The 20,718-nt window shown below is 66.1% G+C and carries 17 protein-coding genes; 9 read left to right on the forward strand and 8 right to left on the reverse strand.

What is annotated here, in order from left to right; genetic code table 11:
• Positions 1–166 precede the first annotated feature (166 nt).
• The gene (locus tag CDA09_RS12505) at positions 167–2,191 is read left to right on the forward strand and encodes an NADPH-dependent 2,4-dienoyl-CoA reductase (RefSeq protein ID WP_121429001.1); all 2,025 of its coding nucleotides are present in this window, start codon (positions 167–169) and stop codon (positions 2,189–2,191) included.
• A gap of 77 nt (positions 2,192–2,268) precedes the next feature.
• Here CDA09_RS12505 and CDA09_RS12510 read toward each other — a convergent pair whose 3' ends face one another.
• The 3 genes from CDA09_RS12510 to ppsA form a co-directional block, all read right to left on the reverse strand.
• Positions 2,269–2,652, reverse strand: a complete 384-nt coding sequence (locus tag CDA09_RS12510; protein ID WP_121429002.1) for a pyridoxamine 5'-phosphate oxidase family protein — start codon at positions 2,650–2,652, stop codon at positions 2,269–2,271.
• A 34-nt stretch (positions 2,653–2,686) separates the two neighbouring features.
• A complete protein-coding gene (locus CDA09_RS12515) occupies positions 2,687–3,559 on the reverse strand; it encodes a DMT family transporter (protein WP_164844412.1) in 873 nt (290 codons plus the stop codon).
• A gap of 171 nt (positions 3,560–3,730) precedes the next feature.
• Positions 3,731–6,097 carry a phosphoenolpyruvate synthase gene (ppsA, locus tag CDA09_RS12520; protein ID WP_121429004.1) on the reverse strand — a complete coding sequence of 789 codons (2,367 nt, stop codon included), beginning with the start codon at positions 6,095–6,097 and terminating at the stop codon, positions 3,731–3,733.
• Between the two features lie 110 nt (positions 6,098–6,207).
• Between ppsA and ppsR the strand changes: the two genes are divergently transcribed.
• From ppsR to msrB, 3 genes are read left to right on the forward strand one after another with little or no spacing between them, the layout of a single operon-like run.
• Complete coding sequence (ppsR, locus tag CDA09_RS12525) at positions 6,208–7,041, forward strand: posphoenolpyruvate synthetase regulatory kinase/phosphorylase PpsR (RefSeq protein ID WP_121429005.1); 834 nt, start codon at positions 6,208–6,210, stop codon at positions 7,039–7,041.
• A 39-nt stretch (positions 7,042–7,080) separates the two neighbouring features.
• Complete coding sequence (locus CDA09_RS12530) at positions 7,081–8,250, forward strand: DUF2863 family protein (RefSeq protein ID WP_121429006.1); 1,170 nt, start codon at positions 7,081–7,083, stop codon at positions 8,248–8,250.
• A gap of 34 nt (positions 8,251–8,284) precedes the next feature.
• Positions 8,285–8,701, forward strand: coding sequence for a peptide-methionine (R)-S-oxide reductase MsrB (gene msrB, locus CDA09_RS12535; RefSeq protein ID WP_121429007.1), 417 nt, complete (start codon positions 8,285–8,287; stop codon positions 8,699–8,701).
• Positions 8,702–8,716: 15 nt separating this feature from the next.
• On the opposite strand, the gene CDA09_RS12540 is transcribed toward msrB, so the two are convergent.
• From CDA09_RS12540 to CDA09_RS12560, 5 genes are all read right to left on the reverse strand, one after another.
• Positions 8,717–9,400 carry a DUF599 domain-containing protein gene (locus CDA09_RS12540; protein WP_121429008.1) on the reverse strand — a complete coding sequence of 228 codons (684 nt, stop codon included), beginning with the start codon at positions 9,398–9,400 and terminating at the stop codon, positions 8,717–8,719.
• Positions 9,401–9,428: 28 nt separating this feature from the next.
• Complete coding sequence (locus tag CDA09_RS12545; RefSeq protein ID WP_121429009.1) at positions 9,429–10,367, reverse strand: alpha/beta fold hydrolase; 939 nt, start codon at positions 10,365–10,367, stop codon at positions 9,429–9,431.
• Between the two features lie 52 nt (positions 10,368–10,419).
• Positions 10,420–12,768: a DNA internalization-related competence protein ComEC/Rec2 gene (locus CDA09_RS12550; RefSeq protein ID WP_286164111.1), complete on the reverse strand. Its 2,349-nt coding sequence runs from the start codon at positions 12,766–12,768 to the stop codon at positions 10,420–10,422.
• Between the two features lie 115 nt (positions 12,769–12,883).
• The gene (gene lolD / locus CDA09_RS12555) at positions 12,884–13,570 is read right to left on the reverse strand and encodes a lipoprotein-releasing ABC transporter ATP-binding protein LolD (protein WP_121429011.1); all 687 of its coding nucleotides are present in this window, start codon (positions 13,568–13,570) and stop codon (positions 12,884–12,886) included.
• A complete protein-coding gene (locus CDA09_RS12560) occupies positions 13,563–14,816 on the reverse strand; it encodes a lipoprotein-releasing ABC transporter permease subunit (RefSeq protein ID WP_121429012.1) in 1,254 nt (417 codons plus the stop codon). The genes lolD and CDA09_RS12560 overlap by 8 nt, the downstream gene beginning before the upstream one ends.
• A gap of 246 nt (positions 14,817–15,062) precedes the next feature.
• Between CDA09_RS12560 and CDA09_RS12565 the strand changes: the two genes are divergently transcribed.
• From CDA09_RS12565 to recJ, 5 genes are all read left to right on the forward strand, one after another.
• Entirely contained in the window at positions 15,063–16,736 is a 1,674-nt protein-coding gene (locus tag CDA09_RS12565; RefSeq protein ID WP_121429013.1) for an L-lactate permease, read from the forward strand.
• An 87-nt stretch (positions 16,737–16,823) separates the two neighbouring features.
• On the forward strand, positions 16,824–17,291 hold the full coding sequence (locus CDA09_RS12570) for a universal stress protein (RefSeq protein WP_121429014.1): 468 nt from the start codon (positions 16,824–16,826) through the stop codon (positions 17,289–17,291).
• A 212-nt stretch (positions 17,292–17,503) separates the two neighbouring features.
• Positions 17,504–17,767, forward strand: a complete 264-nt coding sequence (locus CDA09_RS12575) for a high-potential iron-sulfur protein (RefSeq protein WP_121429015.1) — start codon at positions 17,504–17,506, stop codon at positions 17,765–17,767.
• 170 nt (positions 17,768–17,937) lie between these two features.
• Positions 17,938–19,026 carry a hypothetical protein gene (locus CDA09_RS12580; RefSeq protein ID WP_121429016.1) on the forward strand — a complete coding sequence of 363 codons (1,089 nt, stop codon included), beginning with the start codon at positions 17,938–17,940 and terminating at the stop codon, positions 19,024–19,026.
• Positions 19,023–20,714: a single-stranded-DNA-specific exonuclease RecJ gene (recJ, locus tag CDA09_RS12585; protein ID WP_121429017.1), complete on the forward strand. Its 1,692-nt coding sequence runs from the start codon at positions 19,023–19,025 to the stop codon at positions 20,712–20,714. The genes CDA09_RS12580 and recJ overlap by 4 nt, the downstream gene beginning before the upstream one ends.
• The last annotated feature ends 4 nt before the right edge of the window (positions 20,715–20,718 follow it).

Below are 20,718 nucleotides of genomic sequence, written 5' to 3' on the forward strand. Positions count from 1 at the left end.
GGCCGCCCGGTTCGCGGCCGCAGTGCGCAGGCAGGTAGCCCCATTACACCGGAACGGGCGCTGCCCCCTCTGTTCCGCATCCCCGCAACGCACTATCATCGCCCGGAAGGCACAATACGGAACCGTACGTTCCCGGCCCATAAGACGGACACCCGAGGAGACCTGAATGACCGCCGCCCCCCCTTATCCGAATCTGCTCCAGCCTCTCGAGCTCGGCTTTTGCACGTTGAAGAATCGCGTGCTGATGGGCTCGATGCACACGGGACTCGAAGAGTCCGGTAACGGCTTCCAGAAACTTGCGGCGTTCTATGCAGCACGGGCCAGGGGCGGCGTCGGGTTGATCGTGACCGGGGGAATCTCGCCGAACTCGGAAGGCCTGATCTTCCCCGGTGCCAGCGCCCTCACCAACGACGAGGAAGTCGCACAGCACCGCCTGATCGCCGACGCGGTGCATGCGGAAGGCGGACGGGTCTGCATGCAGATCCTGCACACGGGCCGCTACGCCTATCACCGCGGCTCCGTCGCGCCCTCCGCGCTCAAGGCGCCCATCTCGCCGGCGACGCCGCGGGAAATGACCGAGGAGGATATCGAGCGCACGATCGAGGATTACGCCCGCTGCGCGGCCCTCGCCCGGCGCGCGGGATACGACGGTGTCGAGGTGATGGGTTCCGAGGGCTACCTGATTAACGAATTCACCGTGCTGCAGACCAACCAACGCACCGACCGCTGGGGCGGCAGCATGGAGAACCGCCATCGCTTCCCGGTCGAGATCGTCCGGCGCGTACGCGAGCGGGTCGGCACCGACTTCATCATCATCTACCGCATCTCGATGCTGGACCTCGTCGATGGCGGCGCCCCCTGGCAGGAAATCGTCGCCCTCGCGAAGGCCATCGAAGCGGCCGGCGCGACGCTCATCAATACCGGCGTGGGCTGGCACGAGGCGCGCATCCCGACGATCGCCACGATGGTGCCGCGCGCCGCGTTCAGCTGGGTCACGCGGCGGATGAAGGGCGAAGTGAGCATCCCGCTGATCACCTCGAACCGGATCAACACTCCGGAGGTCGCCGAGCAGGTGCTCGCCCGCGGCGACGCCGACATGGTCTCGATGGCGCGGCCCTTCCTCGCGGATCCGGATTTCGTCATCAAGGCCGCCACGGACCGCGGCGACGAGATCAATACCTGCATCGCGTGCAACCAGGCCTGCCTCGACCATATCTTCGAAGCCAAGCCCTGCTCCTGTCTCGTGAATCCGGTCGCCTGCCGCGAGACCGAGCTGCTGATCTCGCCCGCGATCGCGAAGAAGCGTGTCGCCGTGGTCGGGGCCGGCCCGGCGGGCATGGCCGCGGCGGCGACGGCGGCGGAGCGCGGCCATGCGGTGACGCTGTTCGACGCGGCCGCGCAGATCGGCGGCCAGTTCAATCTCGCGAAACGAATCCCCGGCAAGGAAGAGTTTGCCGAAACATTGCGTTACTTCGACCGGCGTCTCGAAAAGGCCGGCGTCGAGGTGAAGCTGAACCACCGCGTCGGCAGTGACGAACTGGTCAGCCGTTTCGATACCGTGCTTCTCGCGACCGGGATCACGCCGCGCACGCCGGACATCCCCGGCATCGACCACCCCAAGGTCGCGAGCTACATCGACGTGATCACCGGGCGCCAGCCGGTCGGCAGGAAAGTCGCGGTGATCGGCGCCGGCGGCATCGGCTTCGACGTCAGCGAACTGCTCACACATGCCAACCTCGCCGAGGATCCGGTCGAACACTACCGCCGCGAATGGGGAATCGACGCCACCTACGCTGCGCGCGGCGGCCTGTGCCCCCCGATGGAGGAAGCGCGCGAGCGCCAGCTGTGGCTGCTGCAGCGCAAGCCGACGAAGGTCGGCGAAGGTCTGGCAAAGACCACCGGCTGGATCCGGCGCACGCTGCTCGGCCGACGCGGGGTGAAGATGCTGGCCGGGGTCAGCTACGAAAGGATCGACGACGCCGGCCTGCACCTGCGGCTCGGCGACGAACTGAAGCTCCTGCCGGTCGACACGATCGTCGTGTGCGCCGGTCAGGATCCGCTGCGCGATCTGCACGCGCCGCTGCAGGCGGCCGGCATGGACGTGCGGCTGCTGGGTGGGGCGGATGTGGCCGCGGAGCTCGATGCGAAGCGCGCCATCGATCAGGCAACGCGCGTCGCTGCGGCACTCTGACGACGCGAACGGCCGGGAGCGCAGCTCGCAAGGGCTGCGCCGTCCGCCGCCTGCCGTGGGCCGTGCGTGCCGCGCGCTTACAACTGCAGCTCTACCCGATCGACGTCGATCACCAGGACACCGCGCGCCCACGGGAATGCCGCCTTGGCACGATCGACCAGCCCCCCCTCGCTCAGGATCGAGGCGGTCCCGTGCAGCAGGCAACCCTGGCCCGGCCCGTGACTGCCATCCACGGCGCGAGATGCGGCCAGCACCTGTACCCGCGCGTTGCGGCGCAGATTTTCCTCGGTCTTGCGGTAGTACCCGGCAGGGAAAACCAGCCGATCGCCGTCGAAGCCCATGCGGCGGAGGTACTCCCCCCAGTTGCCGACGACATGCGGCCCGTCGGGCCCTTCCGTGACGATCGTCAGAAACTCCGTTTTTTCCAGAAGATCCCGGACCGCGCCTTCGATCACACTCATTGCTCGCTTCTCCCGTCAGTCATGACCGTGCGCATCAGCGCGCACGAAGGAATTTCAACGCAAGGCTGTTGCTGAACAGCGCCAGGATCACCAGCACCGCGCCCGTCAGCTCCGCAGCAACAAAATGCTGTCCCTGGTAAATCCCGATCACGAAGGCCGTGATCGGTACCACGTTGATGAAAAGCATGCCGCTGAGCGGGTCGAGCGCACGAATCCCCGCATTCCAGGCAAGGACGGCGACGATGGACGCCAGCAGGACGAGATAGACCAGTTGCGGCGCAACCGGAGCAAGGCTCTGCAGGGACGGTGTGGTCGAGATGCCAGTGATGGTCGTGAACGCCGTCACGGCGATGATCGCCACCTCGCCGGTCAGGCAGGTCAGCGCGGTGTAGCGGAGTGGCGACCAGCCCGGAAAGCTGCCCGCGGCCAAGGTGTAGACGACCCAGCTGAGCGCACCGAGCACGATCAGCAGGTCACCCCACCCCGCGCCCGAATACAGGTTCTCGATCTGTCCGCGCGTCACCACGAGGAACACCCCGGCAAAGGCCGCCGTAATGCAGATGAGCGTGATGCGGGGCGGCCGATGCCCCTGCCACAGCCAGCGGACCAGTGCGCCGATCATGGGCTGCATCGCCATGATGATCGCGCCGTGCGAGGCCTGGGTGTGAGCGAGCCCGACAAAGGCCAACAGGCTGAACCCCCCGAAGCCGATCGCGCCGAACAGGGAGGCGCGGATCAGATGCCCGTCGTATCGCAGGGCCTTGCGTCCCTCCGCGAGCCACAGGATGGCGATGAACACGACCGCCGTGACGCCATAGCGAAGCGTATTGAGGTAATACGCATCCACCGTGTGGAGCGCGTCCTTCGCTACCGGGAACATCCCGCCCCACAGCACGGTCGCGGTCAACAGCAGGGCACACCCCTGCAGGGCGACATTGGGCCTGGCCATCAATTTCCCCGAATTTGTTTTCTGGGAAAATAATAAGCGATGATTAGCATCCGCCGCAATCGGCGGGGCTTCGGGTGGCCACTGACAAGAAAACGGCGGCTGCCGCCGCCGTTTCCCTTCTGCAGCGTGTTACTTGCTGGCGTGCGCGGAGAGCTTGAGCCAGGTGTCGACGACCGTATCCGGGTTGAGCGAGATCGTCTGGATGCCCTGGTCCATCAGCCACTCGGCGAAGTCGGCGTGATCCGACGGCCCCTGGCCGCAGATCCCGACGTACTTGCCAAGGCGGTTGGCCGAGCTGATCGCGAGCGACAGGAGCTGCTTGACCGCTGGATCGCGCTCGTCGAACGCATGCGCAACCAGGCCGGAATCGCGGTCGAGGCCCAGGGTGAGCTGGGTGAGGTCGTTCGAGCCGATCGAGAAGCCGTCGAAGTGCTCGAGGAAGGCGTCCGCGAGCAGCGCATTCGACGGGATCTCGCACATCATGACGAGCTTGAGATCGTTCACGCCACGCTTGAGGCCGTGCGCCGCGAGGAGATCGACGACGCCCTTGGCCTCCTCCACGTTGCGCACGAAGGGCACCATGATCTGGACGTTGGTGAGTCCCAGGTCGTTGCGCACCTTCTTCATCGCGATGCACTCGAGTTCGAAGCAGTCGCGGAAGCTGTGCGCGATGTAGCGCGACGCGCCGCGGAAACCCAGCATCGGGTTCTCTTCTTCCGGCTCGTAGATCTCGCCGCCGAGGAGTTTGCGGTATTCGTTCGACTTGAAGTCGGACATGCGCACGATGACGGGCTTGGGATAGAAGGCCGCGGCGATCGTGGCGACGCCTTCGACCAGCTTCTCGATGAAGAACTGCTTCGGCGTCGCATAGCCGCGCGAACGGCGAGTGATCTCGTCGCGCAGGCTGGCGGGCACCTGGTTGAGCTCGAGAATCGCCTTCGGGTGGATGCCGATCATGTTGTTGATGACGAACTCGAGGCGCGCGAGGCCCACGCCGCCGTTCGGGATCTGCGCGAACTCGAAGGCGAGTTCGGGGTTGCCGACGTTCATCATGATCTTGACCGGGATCTCGGGCAGGTTGCCCATGTCCGTGGTCGTCACTTCGAAGTCGAGCTTGCCGCGATAGACGTAACCGGTGTCGCCTTCGGCGCAGGACACGGTCACCGAGTCGCCCTCGTTCAGCACGTCGGTCGCATTGCCGCAGCCCACGATCGCCGGAATGCCCAGCTCGCGCGCGATGATCGCCGCGTGGCAGGTGCGACCGCCGCGGTTGGTCACGATCGCGCTGGCGCGCTTCATCACCGGTTCCCAGTTCGGATCGGTCATGTCGGTGACGAGGATGTCGCCCGCCTGCACGCGGCTCATCTCGGAAGCGTCGGCGACGACGCGCACGGTGCCCGCGCCGATCTTCTGGCCGATCGCGCGACCGTGCGTGAGCGCCTTGCCGTACTGCTTGAGGCGGTACTTCTCCATCACCAGGCCGTTCGCCTGGCTCTTCACGGTCTCCGGACGGGCCTGCAGGATGTAGAGCTTGCCGTCCTGGCCGTCCTTGCCCCACTCGATATCCATCGGGCGGCCGTAGTGCTTCTCGATCACCACCGCGTAGCGCGCGAGTTCCAGCACGTCATCGCTCGTCAGCGAGAATTTGACGCGATCGGCTTCAGGCACGTCGACCGTGCGCACCGATTTGCCGGCTTCCTTCTTGTCGGCGAAGACCATCTTGATGAGCTTGGAGCCGAGGTTGCGGCGGATCACCGCCGGCTTGCCCAGTTCGAGCGTGGGCTTGTGCACGTAGAACTCGTCCGGGTTCACCGCGCCCTGCACGACCGTCTCGCCCAGACCGTACGAGGCCGTGATGAAGACGACCTGGTCGAAGCCCGATTCGGTGTCGATCGAGAACATCACCCCCGAGGCACCGGTATCCGAACGCACCATGCGCTGCACGCCCGCGGACAGTGCGACGTCGGCGTGGGCGAAGCCCTTGTGCACGCGGTAGGCGATGGCGCGGTCGTTGTACAGCGACGCGAACACTTCCTTCATCGCATGCAGGATGTTCTCGTAGCCGTGGATGTTCAGGAAGGTTTCCTGCTGGCCGGCGAACGAGGCATCCGGGAGGTCTTCCGCGGTCGCCGACGAGCGCACCGCGAAACTGCCCTCGCCTTCCGCGGTCAGTGCGTTGTAGGCTGCACGAATCTCGTCTTCCAGCTTGGCCGGGAAGGGAGTTTCGACGACCCACCGGCGGATCTGCGCACCGGTCTTCGCCAGCTTTTCGACATCATCCACGTCCAGTGCATCCAGCGCCGCGCGGATCCTGTCAGCGAGTCCCTGGTGGGCGATGAACTCGCGGAACGCGTACGCAGTGGTCGCGAAACCGCCAGGAACCCGCACGCTCGAGGGCAGCTGACTGATCATCTCGCCGAGCGAGGCGTTCTTGCCACCGACCTGCTCTACGTCCGACATGCGCAGTTCAGTGAAGGGGATGACATAACGGGACATGAATGGCCTTCCGGTTTTGTTGGGGAGAAAGCAAAATGTAATTTTAACGAAATTTGCTGCTCTGCCGCACGGCAGGTTTTCCCGTATGTAACGATCTTCGGCCACCAATCATGAGCGATCATCCCTCCCGGACCGTATTCTTCATCTCCGACGGCACCGGCATCACGGCCGAAACGCTGGGCCACAGCCTGCTGGCACAGTTCCCGAAGTCGGGGCTGCGCCAGGTCCGCATCCCCTTCGTCGATGATCTCGACAAGGCACTCGATGTGGCGCGCCAGATCCGCGAAGCGCGCGCCAACGACGGCGTCCGCCCGATTGTCTTCAGCACCCTCGTGAATCCGCACCCGGAAAGCGGATTGCGCGATTCGGACGCGCTGTTCGTCGACCTCTTCGAGCAGTTCATTGTGCCGCTGGAAGCCGAACTCGGCCAGCGCTCCACACATACCGTTGGACGTTTCCACGGCATTGCCGAGAGCCAGGACTACAAGGCGCGCATCGAGGCGATCAACTTCGCGATGGCGCACGACGACGGCGTCTCGTCGGATGGCGAACTCGCCGACGCCGACGTGATCCTCGTCGGCGTATCCCGCTCGGGCAAGACACCCACGAGCCTTTACCTCGCCATGCAGTTCGGCGTGAAGGCGGCCAACTACCCGCTGATTCCCGAGGATTTCGAGCGCAACAAGCTGCCGGGCGAACTGCATCGCCACCGCAGCAAGCTGTTCGGGCTTACCATCTCGCCGGAGCGGCTCGCGCAGATCCGCCAGGAGCGGCGTCCCAACAGCCGCTACGCGGCGATCGACAACTGCCGCTTCGAGATCGAGGCCGCGCAGAGACTGATGCGCCGAGAGAACATCCAGTGGCTCGATTCGACGACGAAATCGATCGAGGAGATTTCCGCTACCATCCTGCAGGCCGTAAGGCTCAACAAGCCCGCCTACTGAGCTGTACGGGCGCAGCAACTTCCCCAAACAGGAAATTCCATGAAGAGACCCCGTCAAAAACGCCGCGGTGGTTTGGGCCGTGACGCCGAAAACCTGATCTGGCTCGCAACGGGCCTAGCCGAATCCGGCAGCCGCGCGGAGGACCGTTACTGGGACCATCTCCTGTGCGACAACCTCGACCGCATCCTCGATGAAGGCGGCGAGGACACACTGAACGCCGCGCTCGATCATCTCTATGCGGCGGACGCACGTGCCTACGACGAGCTGGCCGACTACATCGAATCGCGCGCGGAAAGCGCCCCGGGCGTATCGCCCGATCACGACGTCGTGCTGATCGCGGCCCCGGTGCTGGCCTGGTCGCGCTACCGCATCCCCTCGAACACGATTCCGTCCGCGGTACTGGCCAACCTGCGCGTGCACCTGCAGGCGCATGTGCTTGCCGACAAGGTGAAAGTCGCTCTGTCCGACTTCCTCTTCAGCCCCGACCAGCTGCCGCAGGGCTACTGTGCCACCGCTGCGTTCGCGGTCGCCCTGGGGCGTGCCGCGGTTGCGGGGAAGGATCTGCACATCGAAACGGAGGGCATGCCGGAAACCGCCCAGTTCCTGTCCGACACCCGTTACCTGCTGGCGGCGGTCGCCGTCCCGAAGGGCGAGGCGCTGTTCGCATGGCAGGAACCCGAGCGCACGCGCGAACAATGCATGGCGCAATGGCGCATGCAGGGCGGGGCGTGCCTCGCACCCCTTCTGCCAGGCTGCGCGATGGAAGTGGTACTGCCGGAAGCCTATTTCGCCGCGAGCCGCCAGGCCGACAAGGACAGCCGGCCGTACGCGATCCGCGCCTCGGTCGCTTTTCTCGGTGCCGAACTCGATACGCCGGCCGCGAACGTGCGGGCCGTCATCGCGCCCTTCCACGAACGCGAGCTCGAGGAGTACCGCGTCGGCCTGACCTTGAAGGGCAAGGAAGAGGTGGTGCACGGCGTGGTGTGGCCGCTGCTTGGTGCGGAGGACGAGACGACGGACGCGAACGCCGAGATCGAAGCGGTACTGCGCGACTGCGGCGTGACGGAAATCGTGAACCTCGAGCACCGTTTTCCGCTCGAATACTGCGACGACTGCGGCGCGCCGCTCTACCCGTCCCCGGAGGGCGAGATCGTGCATGCCGAGATGCCCGACGAGCACGGGGAACAGGCTCCTCGCCATCTGCATTGACAATGGGGGCGCGCGGCCCGGATGGAGGTGACTCATGAATCGCAAGATCGAAAAGACCGACGCCGAGTGGCACGCGCAGCTGACGCCAATGCAATACCAGGTCGCCCGCCAGAAAGGCACCGAGCGTGCCTTCACGGGCGAATACTGGAATTTCTGGGAGAACGGCGAGTACCGTTGCGTGTGCTGCGGCGCGCCGCTGTTCGACTCGGAACACAAGTTCGACGCCGGCTGCGGCTGGCCGAGTTTCTGGACCGCGGCCACGCCCGAAAACGTGGAGCAGGCGGCAGACCACAGCCACTACATGCATCGCACCGAGGTGCTGTGCCATCAGTGTGGCGCGCATCTGGGGCATGTGTTCGAAGACGGCCCCGCGCCGACGGGACTGCGCTACTGCATCAACTCCGCATCGATCCACTTCGACCCGCGGCGCCCCGCTGATGAAACCGTCTGACCGGGCGTGGCCGCCTCAGGGTACGTGGTCGTCGAGCGCGTCGAGCGCCGACGAGGCGAAGTCACGCCGGTAGAGCACGACCACCACGATCGTCGTCAATGCCAGGAACAGCCACGGCTGGATGAACCAGGTGACCGCGGCGAGGCCGAAGTAGTACGCGCGGATGCCGCGGTTGAACTCGTCGCCGGCCAGCGAGTTCACCAGCGCAACCCGCTGCACCATGCGTTCGCTGACTTCGCTCGATGGTCCGGTCGGACTTGCTCCTATCAGTATCGAGAGCATGTTGAACTGGCGCAGCGACCACGTGAACTTGAAGTACGCGACCACGAAGACCGCGAACAGCAGGAGCAGCTTCATCTCCGCCAGTTCGCGCGAGGTCACGCGCGCGAACGGCAGTTCTGCGGCGAAACGTATCGCCTGGTCCAGCGCGCCGAAAACGGCCAGCAGGCCGGCGATGATGTAGATCGTCGTGTTGGCATAAAACGACACGCTCTGCATCAGGTTCCCGACCAGGGCCGCGTCGCTCACCCGGGTCTCGCGTACCAGCATCTCGCGCGCCCAGTCGAGCCGATAGCGGTGGCTGACGACCATCAGTCCGCGCCGCGACCATCGGCTGTTCTCCGAGAACCAGCCGTAGCCGGCCCATGTGGCGAGAAACCAGCCGAGCGCGACCCAGTCGAGTGTCGATATGCCGCTCATGAGCTCCCTATTCCCCGTGCCGGCCAGGTCATCGTCCGCTCAGGAAGTCGCGCACCAGTGCGATCTGCGCACTGTCCATCAGCACGGGGGCGTGACCGACGCCCGGGATCTCTTCGAGTCGCGCGCGCGGGCCGGTTTCGCCCATCTGGCGGAAGATCTCCGGTGCCAGCAGGTCGGATTCGGCGCCCCGGATGACCATCGTGGGGCAGCGGATCGCCTTGTAGACATCCCACAGATCGACATCGACGGCCACGGGGGCTTCCCGGAAGACGTCCCCGAGTCCCGGGTCGTACACCATCGCGAAGCCGCCCTCCACCGGACGGACCGAGTAGCGGGTCAGGTGCAGCCACTGCTCGTCGGTGAGCGGCCCGAAGGGGGCGCTGACCACGCGGATCCAGGCCTCGGCGTCCGCCATGCTGGAGAATTTGGGCGCCTTCCCGACATATTCCCCGATGCGCTTCAGTGAAACCGCGGTGATCACCGGACCGACGTCGTTAAGGACGAGCCGCGAAATGGGTGTGTGGGGCTTGTTTGCAATCAGCATGCCGATGATCCCGCCCATCGACGTGCCGACCCAATGCACCGTCTCGACATCGAGGCGTGCCAGCAGCGTGACCATGTCGGCGACGTACACGGGAAACCCGTAGTCGGACTTCACGCCCAGCCAGTCGCTGCGCCCGCGCCCGACCACGTCCGGGCAGACGATCCGGTAGTCGTCGGCGAGTGCCTGCGCGAGAAAGTCGAAATCGCGCCCGTTGCGGGTCAGGCCGTGGGCGCACACGAGCACCTTCCGGCTCGCCGGATCGCCCCATTCCGTATAGGCCATGCGGTGGAAGCCGTGCGGGCCGACGCATTGCACGGATTTCTCGCGGACACCATGCCACGGACGCTCGAGTGCGACGTCGGCGGTCGGCGACGAATACGGTTCCGGTGGCAACAGACGGCGCAGGGAGTCGAGCAGGCTCATGGCATGTAGGTCTGGCAGGCAGCGGATTGGCGAAGTGTAACAGGACGACGGGCTAGTGCCCGTACCAGTACCGCGGTGCCAGCTCGCGCTGGCCGGCGATCTCGACATCGCGCGCGCCAACATCGACCCGGACCGCGCCCTGCCCGTCCGTGCGCCAGTTCGTCGCCCCGCTGTCGCTCCAGCGCTGCAGCACCGACGGATGCGGATGATGGAACTGGTTGAGATACCCCGCCGAATGGATGGCGGCGCGCGGCGACACGGCCGCGACGAAGGCCTCGCCCGACGACGACTTGCTGCCGTGGTGGGGAACAACGACCACGGTGCTGGCGAGCGCGGGGCCTTCGCGATCGACCAGTTGCTGCTCTGCGGCACGCTCGATGTCGCCCGCGAGCAGCGCCGAACCACCCGGCGCCGCGACGCGCAGCACGCAGGAGGCGTCGTTGTCCGAGGTCCTGCCAAGCTCCTCGGAGCGCGGATGCAGGACACGGAACTCGACACCGTCCCACACCCACGCCCCGCCGGCCGTGCAAGGCCGCACGAGCGGCCTTTCCTTCCCGTCCTCCGCACCGCCTTCCAGTGCGAAATTGGCGGCGATGTCGCCCACGCCGGTGCCCGCGAGCACGGACGACAGGCCCCCCGAATGGTCGAGGTCGTTGTGCGACACGACCAGCCGGTCGAGGCGAGCGATGCCCGCCGCCTGCAGGTAGGGGACGACGACGCGCGCCCCCGCGTCGCTGCCCTGCCGGTAGGCCGGGCCGGTATCGTAGACCAGTTCGTGCCGGGCAGTCTGCACGTGCACGGCGGTGCCCTGCCCGACGTCGAGCACCGTCATCCGGAACGTGCCCGGAGCCGGACGTTCGGGCACCCACGCAAGCATCGGCAGGATCGCCAGCACGCCCGCGGAGCGGGCGGGCGTTCCCCGCGGCAACATCAGCCACACGACGCCCGCGATCGCGGCGCCGGCGAGCGTCGCCGGTGGCGCAGCCTGCGACCACATCGCGAAAGGCAAGGCGGCAAGCCACTCCAGGAACACCATGAGGAGGCCGAAAAGCCCGTGCGCCAGATCGAGCAGTCCGGTCAAGGGTAGGACGATGGCGAGCAGCGTCAGCGGCGTGATCACGAAGCTCACCAGCGGAATCGCCAGCGCATTGGCCAACGGCGACACCAGGGAGAAGCCGTTGAACAGCACGATCAGCGCCGGGATGGTCGCGAGCGTGATGCCGAGCTGACTACCCACCGCGGCGCGCCAGCCCTTGGCGGCAGCCACCCGCCCGCCGAGCAGGAACATCAGGATCGCGACCGCGCCGAAAGACAGCCAGAAACCGGCCGCCAGGACCGCCCACGGATCGAACGCGAGCACGCACACCAGCGCAAGGCACAGGACCTGGCTCCCCGACGGCTGGCGCCCGCCGAGCAGCGCAAGCGCGACCACGGCAAGCATGATCAGCGAGCGCTGCGTCGGGATTCCCATGCCCGCCAGGATCGCATAGGCGGCCGCCGCAACCAGTCCGGCTGCGGCGGCCGCCTTCATCGCGGGAAGGCGCAGCATGCGCCGGGACGACCGCCGCCACGCCTTGCCGACCAGCCATGCGACGAGGATTCCGACCATCGAGACATGCAATCCGGAGATGCTTATAAGATGACTGATCCCGGTATTGCGGAACACCGTCCATTGCGCGTCGGGAATCGCACGCTGGTCGCCTACCGCCAGCGCGATCAGGACGCCTGCGTACTCCTTGCCCGGCAGCGCAGCCGAGAAGCGGTCACGGATCGCGTCGCGAAGGCGATGGACGAGAATCATCGGCCGGGGAACGAAGCGCTCCAGCAGCGCCGGCGGCGGCCCGGTGCGGACGCTCCCGGTCGCACGCACCCCGCGCTCCAGCAAGGCGGCTTCGTAATCGTAGCCGTTCGGATTCACCAGTCCGTGCGGTTTCTTGAGCCGCACGGTGAAGCGCCACCGCTCACCCGGCCGTACAACGGGCGGTGATGCCGAACTCTTGCCACGCTCCTTGCCGTACCACGACAGCAGAACGCGCTGCGGCACGGGGCCTGCCGCCTCCTCCACCTGAAACACGAACCGGACGCCCTGCTCGGAGGGTTCGGGCAACTCCGCCACAAGTCCGGTGACTGCGATGTCGCGCCCCTCCCACTCCCGCGGAAGCTCGTCCGCGATCCGCCACGTCGCGCGCCACTCCGACCACGCAAACCCGACGCCTAGCGCCACCAGCAGCACGAGGGCACGAAACAGGTTTTCGCGCTGCACACCCGATCTGTACCAGTGCAACAGTGCGGCACCGCCGATGACCAAACCGGCCGTAAGCAGGATCTGCGCCGTGCCGGAAAGTAATCGAGGCTGGTATTGGGCGATCCAGATACCGGCGGCGAACGCGATAATTGCCATTTGCATAGACCGGATCATGCACATGGCACGCTACGCGGGCAAGTACCACCTATGACGGCTGCACCTGGAAAGGCGGTCGCTTACGCCGCAGCGCCGACTCCCGGGTGCGCTCCGCTCAGACCAGCCGGCCGTCCTCCAGACGGAGGGTGCGTTGCGTGCGCCGCGCAAGCCCCTCGTCGTGCGTGACGATGATGAAACTCGTCGCGCGACGCTCATTGAGACTGAGCATCAGGTCGAAAATGACTTCGGCGGTCGCGCGATCGAGGTTGCCGGTCGGTTCGTCCGCCAGCACGCAGGCCGGCTCGGTCACCAATGCCCGCGCAATCGCCGCGCGCTGACGCTCTCCGCCCGACAGTTCCCCCGGCGCATGATCGAGCCGATGGCCCAGGCCCACTTCCTTGAGCATCGCTTCCGCACGCGCTTCCGCCTCGGCGCGATCCAACCGGCGGATGAAGAGCGGCATGGCGACGTTCTCGAGCGCAGAGAACTCCGGCAGCAGGTGGTGGAACTGGTAGACGAAACCGAGCGTCTCGTTGCGCACCCGCCCCCGCTCGGCATCCGACATGCCCGAAAACGCGCGCCCATTGAGCTCGACCGTACCGGAGCCGGGGACGTCGAGGCCGCCGAGAAGGTGAAGCAGCGTGCTTTTCCCGGACCCGGATGCGCCCACGATGGACAGCCGCTCGCCGCGCCTCACCTCCAGCGTGACGTCGTGCAGCACGCGCACCGCGTCGGCGCCTTCGCGAAAAGTCTTCGACAGGTTGCGGCAGGCCAGTACCGTCGCGTTCATCGGTTCACTCATAACGCAGCGCCTCGGCAGGGTTCACGCGGCTCGCCCGCCAGCTCGGATAAAGGGTCGCGACCAAGGTCAGCACGAAGGACACCGATACGATGGTGACGACGTCGGCGGCGAGCACCTTCGACGGCAATTCGCTGATGTAATAGATTTCCTTGTTCCACAGGGTCGCGCCGGTCACGGCTTCGAGCGCGGGGATCACGACGTCGAGGTTGTTTGCCAGCAGCAACCCGCCGACCACGCCGGCGGCGAGCCCGACGAGGCCGATGATCGCCCCCTGCAGCACGAAGATGGTCATGATCGAGCGCGGGCTCGCGCCGAGCGTGCGCAGGATCGCGATGTCCGCGTACTTTTCCTGTACCGCCATCACCAACGTCGAGACGATGTTGAAAGCGGCCACCGCGACGATGAGGAAAAGGATGATCGTCATCATCGTCTTCTCCAGCGCAACGGCGCGGAAGAAGTTTGCATGGCTGCGCGTCCAGTCGCTCACGACCAGGTCCGCATCGAGCCGCCCGACGAGTTCGCGCGCCACGCGGGGCGCCGCGAAGAGATCGTCGAGCTTGAGCCGCACCCCGCTCACGCGGTCGCCCATGCGATAGAGCACCTGCGCATCCTGCAGGTGCACGAGCGCGAGGCCCGCGTCGTACTCGTACATCCCCGCCTCGAAGATGCCGACCACCTCGAACTGCTTGACCCGCGGCAGCACCGCAGCGGGCGTCACGAGGCCCTGCGGCGCAATCAGCGTGACCTTGTCGCCCACCTGCACGTGCAGCGCGAAAGCCAGATCGCGCCCTAGCACGATCCCGAACCGCCCCGGCTGCAGCGCGTCGAGGCTGCCCGCCCGCATGTGGCGCGCAAAGTCCGCAACCTTGTCTTCGGAGCCCGGAAGCACGCCACGCACAAGCGTGCCGCGCACCGCCTGGTCGAACGACAGCATGCCCTGTTCCTGGACGTAAGGGGCCGCCGCGAGGACGTGCGGATTCTGGCTCGCCCGATCCGCCACCTGCTGCCATGATTCGAGTTCGCCGTCGGGGCCGGAAATCTGGATATGCGACGCGACGCCGAGGATGCGCGTGCGCAATTCCTCCTGGAATCCGTTCATCACCGACAGCACGACGATCAGGGCCGCGACGCCCAGGCCCGTACCGAGCATCGAGACGAGGGAAATGAAGGAGATGAAGCGATTGCGCCCCTGTGCGCGCTTCCGCGAGCGGGTGTAGCGCAGTCCAACCAGTATTTCGTATCGCATTTGCCTTGGGCGGAAGTTGCCGGCAAAACCGGAAAACCCGCCATTGTGCCCCTTGTGCAGCCGCTTGGGGAGTTCGCGCGCCACCCATCCCGCATTCGCTCGCACCCCGTTTGCGAGAGCATATTCAGTACGGGTTTTCCCGGACAGGGAATACCCCCGTAGCTTGTCTGACAACATCTTCGTATCGTACGCAGCGCGCCGGAAATTCCGTGCACGGTCGACAAACAATCAAGGGGGCACACCACCGTGGTCTGGCAACAGCTTTACGATCCGTTCAACAACATCTGGCTGTCGAGCGCAGTTGCGGCGATTCCCGTCGCAGTGATGCTCGTCGGGCTCGGGTTCCTGCACATGAAGGCCCACGTCGCTGCGGCGCTCGGGCTCGGCAGCGCGCTCCTCATCGCAATCTTCGTGTTCGGCATGCCGGCCTCAATGGCCGGGAATGCGACCTTGTACGGCGCGATGTTCGGCCTGCTCCCCATCGGCTGGATCGTTCTCAACATCATCTTCCTGCACCAGCTCACGACCGAGAACGGTTCGTTCAAGGTGCTCCAACAAAGCCTCACCGGCATCACCGATGACCGACGCCTGCAGCTGCTGCTGATCGCGTTCAGCTTCGGCGCATTCTTCGAAGGCGCTGCCGGCTTTGGCACCCCGGTCGCCGTGACCGGCGCGATCCTGATCGGCCTCGGCTTCTCGCCGCTCGCCGCCTCGGGCCTCGCGCTGATCGCGAACACGGCGCCGGTCGCCTACGGTGCGCTGGGTACGCCGGTGATCGCGCTGGCGTCGGTGACCGGCCTCGACCTCGGTCACCTGTCGGCGATGATCGGCCGTCAACTGCCCTTCTTCTCGCTGCTGGTGCCGTTCTGGCTGATCTGGGCCTTCGCCGGCTTCCGCGGCATGATCCAGATCTGGCCGGCGATCTTGGTGACCGGCGTGTCGTTCGCGGTCCCGCAGTACCTCGTGTCGAACCTCCACGGCCCGTGGCTGGTGGACGTCGTCGCGGCACTCGTTTCGATGATCTCGCTGATTCTCTTCCTGAAGGTCTGGAAGCCGAAGGAAGTCTGGACCTCCACGGCGCTCAAGGGCCGCAAGGACGACTCGGCGAGCCAGGTCGCCCCGGAGGCCGCCGCGCCCGCCTCGAACGTGCGTCCCGATCGCCGCGCGGTGATCGCTGCCTGGGTGCCCTGGATCGTCCTCACCGTCTTCGTGTTCATCTGGGGCATCCCGGATTTCAAGAAGTGGCTCGACACGGTCTCGGTCCTCAAGATCCCCTTCTCCGGGCTGCACAACCTGATCGAGAAGGTCCCGCCCGTCGTCGCCACCCCGCACAAGGAAGCCGCGGTCTACACGTTCAACTGGCTGTCGGCGACCGGTAGCGGCATCTTCATTGCTGCGATCGTTTCGGGCCTGATGATGAAGTTCAGTCTGGGACAGCTGTTCGGTGTCTATTGGCGCACGATCAAGATGGTCAAGATATCCCTGCTGACGATCGTGATCATGCTGGGGCTTGGTAACCTGACCCGCTACTCGGGCCTCGACGCGACGCTGGGCCTCGCCTTCGCGAACACCGGCTCGCTCTATCCGCTGTTCGGCACCCTGCTCGGCTGGCTGGGCGTGGCGCTCACCGGATCCGACACCGCGGCGAACGTGCTGTTCGGCGGCCTGCAGAAGGTCACGGCGGAACAACTGGGCCTGAATCCGATTCTAATGGCGTCGGCGAACAGCTCGGGGGGCGTGATGGGCAAGATGATCGACGCCCAGTCGATCGTTGTCGCGAGTACCGCTACACGCTGGTTCGGCCACGAGGGCGACATCCTGCGCTACGTGTTCTTCCACTCGATCGCGCTGGCCGTTCTCGTCGGTCTGCTCGTGACGCTGCAGGCATACGTGCCGCCCTTCACCCTGCTGGTGCCGTAACGCAATGGAACGGGCTGGCGCGTGCCCGGCGGGCGCGCCCGGCCCCACCGCGGGAAGCCATACATCCCGTATCAATCGGAGCATCACATGTACAAGAGAATCCTGGTAGCGATCGATGACAGCGCGACCTCCAGCGCCGCACTCGACGAAGCGATCACGCTCGCCAAGGCCATGGGCGGTGCCCTGCGCATCGTGCACGTCGCGGACGAAGCGCCGATCCGCAGCACGGTCGGACTCGAGGCATTGCTGGACGTTGCACAGGTCGAGGAGGCAATGCGCAAGGCGGGCATCGCGCTGCTCGACGCGGCAGCCAGGAAGGCTGCCGATGCCGGCGTGCAGGCTGACACGGCGCTGCTCGAAGGCGAGGAGAAGATCGAGCTCGCGCACAAGCGTGTGGCGGAGTGGATCGTCGAGGGCGCGACCGCGTGGCAGGCCGACGTCATCGTCGCCGGCACGCATGGGCGTCGCGGCTTCGCACGTCTTTTTGTCGGCAACGTGGCGGAGGATCTCGTTCGCCTCGCGACAACCTCGCTGGTCCTCGTCCGCGGGCAGTAAGCAACACTGCCGGACGCGCGCAAGCGTCCGGACTCCGAGCGCTCGGGCGCCCCGTGGCCATCGTCGATGGCTGCCGGGCGCCCGAATCGTTTTTGCGCCAGGCGCTCGCCTACGAAGAACCATTCGGCGCTCGCCATCAATCCTATTGTCATTTTGTAATGACAGTACAATAATGACGGCCGCTCGTATTGAGCGCAAAACAGGAGAGTCCGATGAATCCGTCTCGCCGCAGCATGCTGAAACTGGGTGGTATGTCGCTCGCCATGATCCCGATCGTCGCCTTGGCCGCAAAAAACGACGGCATCCGCAGTTCGATGAAGTACAAGGACGCACCCGACGGCGACAAGAAGTGCGCCAGCTGTAATCTCTTCGTCCCGGGCGCATCGCCGGCCGATCTCGGCGGCTGCAAGGTATTCCCCAACGACACGGAGATCTCGCCGAACGGTTACTGCATGGCCTGGGCGAAGAAGGGCTGAGCCCGAGCCGCCCGACGGATGCGACAGCCTGCCTCGTCATGTGGCGCCGGCCTTCCGGCGGCGCAGAAGGTCGCGGAGCTGCCGCATCCTCTCCCGCCCGGTCCGGGGTTGCCGCCGGCCGGGCAGCCCCGATATGCTAGACTCGCTGCCGGATTTTGAACCGGCGCCCCATGCAGATTCATCTCGTCGTCCCCGGCCTCATCTGGCCGGGCATCTCGGCTCTCGGCCCTGCTTCCGGACTCGACCTGACCTCGCTCGCCTGGCTGCTCGGCCAGGGAAAGCGCCATCTCGCGCCTTTCGAGCCGCTCGATATCCAACTCGCGCGCCTCATGGGCTACCCGGACGATGCGTGTGCCGAACCTCTCCCGCTCGCCACCCTCCGTCGGCTCGGCGAGCCGGCTTTGCCTGCACCGGCGCCGGGCACCGATTGGCTCTGTGCCGACCCCGTCAATCTGTCGTTCGCACGCGAGCATCTGCTGCTGAACGAATTTCCCGGGAACGAACCCGCGCCGGACGAGGTTGCGGCACTGATTTCCGCGCTGAACGATACGTTCGGCGACCTCGGCAGCTTCGAAGCCGCGGCGCCGAACCGGTGGTATCTGCGCGCGGCCGCCCCGACCCGGGCGCGTTTCTTTCCGCTGCACGACGTCGTCGGCCGGCCCGTGCGTGATTTCCTGCCCGAGGGGGAGGACGCGCGCCGGTGGCAGCGGATTTTGAACGAGCTGCAGATCGTGCTGCACAACCATCCTGCGAACCAGGCGCGCGAAGCGGCCGGACACCGGCCGGTGAACAGCCTCTGGTTCTGGGGGGGCGGCACGCCTCCTTCGAATACCCCCCGCCCGCACGGTGCGATCCAGACGGACGATCCGCTGATGCGCGGCTTTGCCATCGCCGCGGGCTGTACGCCGGACACGCCGGATTGCGACAAGGCGCTGGGGCAGGACACGCTCGTCGTGCTCGAGGATCTGCTTCTGCCCGCGCGGCATCTCGACATCGACAGCTGGAGAGGCCGCCTCGAGCAGCTCGAACACGCCTGGTTCGCCCCGCTTGCGACTGCGCTGCGAAGCAAGCGATTGAAAGAGCTTCGTATTACCGCAGCGGGCGACCGCGGGACCCTCGAACTGACCGTGCGCACGGCCGACGCCTGGAAATTCTGGCGCAAGCCGTTCTCCCTGGACCTTCTGCTGAAATCCTTCGCACTCACTGCCGCGGCCGACGGCGGCCAACGCCAGCCATTCTCCCAGGCAGCCCCCCGATGACCCGAATCCAGCCGCGGGCAGTCCCGCCCCGAGCCGTGCAGCGCCTGATCGACGCCGGCACGCATCCTCTTCTCGCCCGCATCTACGCCGCGCGCGGGATTGCCCGTCGCGACGAGCTCGACTACTCACTCAAGGCCCTCATCCCTCCCGCAGCGCTGAAGGGGGCGCGCGAAGCGGCCGAGCTGCTTGCGGATGCCATCGAAGCCGGCGCGCGCATGGTGATCGTCGCCGACTACGACTGCGACGGTGCAACTGCCTGCGCGGTCGGCGTGCGCGCGCTGCGGGCGTTCGGCGCGGACGTCGGCTACCTGGTGCCGAATCGGTTCGAATACGGTTACGGGCTGACACCCGCCATCGTCGAGCTCGCCGCGCGCATGGAGCCGGACGTCCTGATCACCGTCGACAACGGCATCGCGAGCGTCGAAGGGGTTGCGGCCGCCCGCAGCTACGGCATGGCAACGGTGATCACCGACCACCACCTGCCCGGCGATACGCTGCCGGAGGCCGACGTGATCGTGAACCCGAACCAACCCGGTTGCGATTTCCCGAGCAAATCCCTGGCCGGCGTCGGCGTGATGTTCTACACGATGCTCGCCCTGCGGGCCGAGTTGCGTGATCGCGGCGCGTTTGCCGGCCGGCAGGAGCCGAACCTGGGTGAGCTGCTCGATCTCGTCGCGCTCGGCACGGTGGCCGATGTCGTGAAGCTCGATCACAACAACCGCATTCTCGTTTCGCAGGGGCTCGCACGGATGCGGGCGGACCGCATGCAACCGGGGGTCCGCGCGCTGTTTTCGGTTGCCGCCCGCGAGGCCGCCCGGGCGAGCACTTTCGACATGGGGTTCGGACTCGGTCCGCGGCTCAACGCCGCCGGCCGCCTGTCCGACATGAGCCTCGGTATCGAATGCCTCATCACCGACGACATGGGGCGCGCGCTCAACATCGCGCAGGAACTCGACCGGCTGAACCGCGAACGGCGCAGCATCGAGCAGGACATGCAGGAAGCCGCCCTCGCCCGCCTGGCGGGTTTCGAGCCGGGGAACACGGCAACGGCCAGCCTGTTCGAGCCCGACTGGCACCAGGGCGTGATCGGCATCGTGGCCGGGCGGATCAAGGAAAAGCTGCACCGCCCGGTGATCGCGTTTGCGCGGGGGGACGAAGGACAGCTCAAGGGTTCGGGCCGCTCCATCCCGAACCTGCATCTTCGTGACGCGCTCGACCTCGTCAGCAAGCAGCATCCCGACCTGATCCTGCGCTTCGGGGGGCACGCCATGGCGGCAGGGTTGACGATCCTGGAGGGCGACTACGATCGCTTCCAGTCCGTCTTCGAGGAAGTCGTGCAGTCGCTTGTCGATCCGTCGGACCTGACCCGCACCCTCGAAACCGACGGCCCGCTCGAATCCGGATACATGAGTCTCGAGGCGGCGCGCCTGATCGAGCAGGACATCTGGGGCCAGGGCTTCGCGGCGCCACTGTTCGACGATGTATTCCGGGTCGATAATCAGCGCCTCCTCAAGGACAAGCACCTGAAGCTCCAACTGTCAAAGAACAACGTCCGCTTCGACGGCATACGCTTCAATTGTGTCGATGGTGCGCCACCGCAAATCCGGGCAGCTTTCCGCCTTTCACCAAACGAATACAACGGTGTCACGAGCCTTCAGTTGATGCTGGAGCACTTCGAGACAGCCTGAATCC

It is taken from the genome of Azoarcus sp. DN11 (assembly GCF_003628555.1).
In the GTDB taxonomy this organism is placed as follows: Bacteria; Pseudomonadota; Gammaproteobacteria; order Burkholderiales; family Rhodocyclaceae; genus Aromatoleum.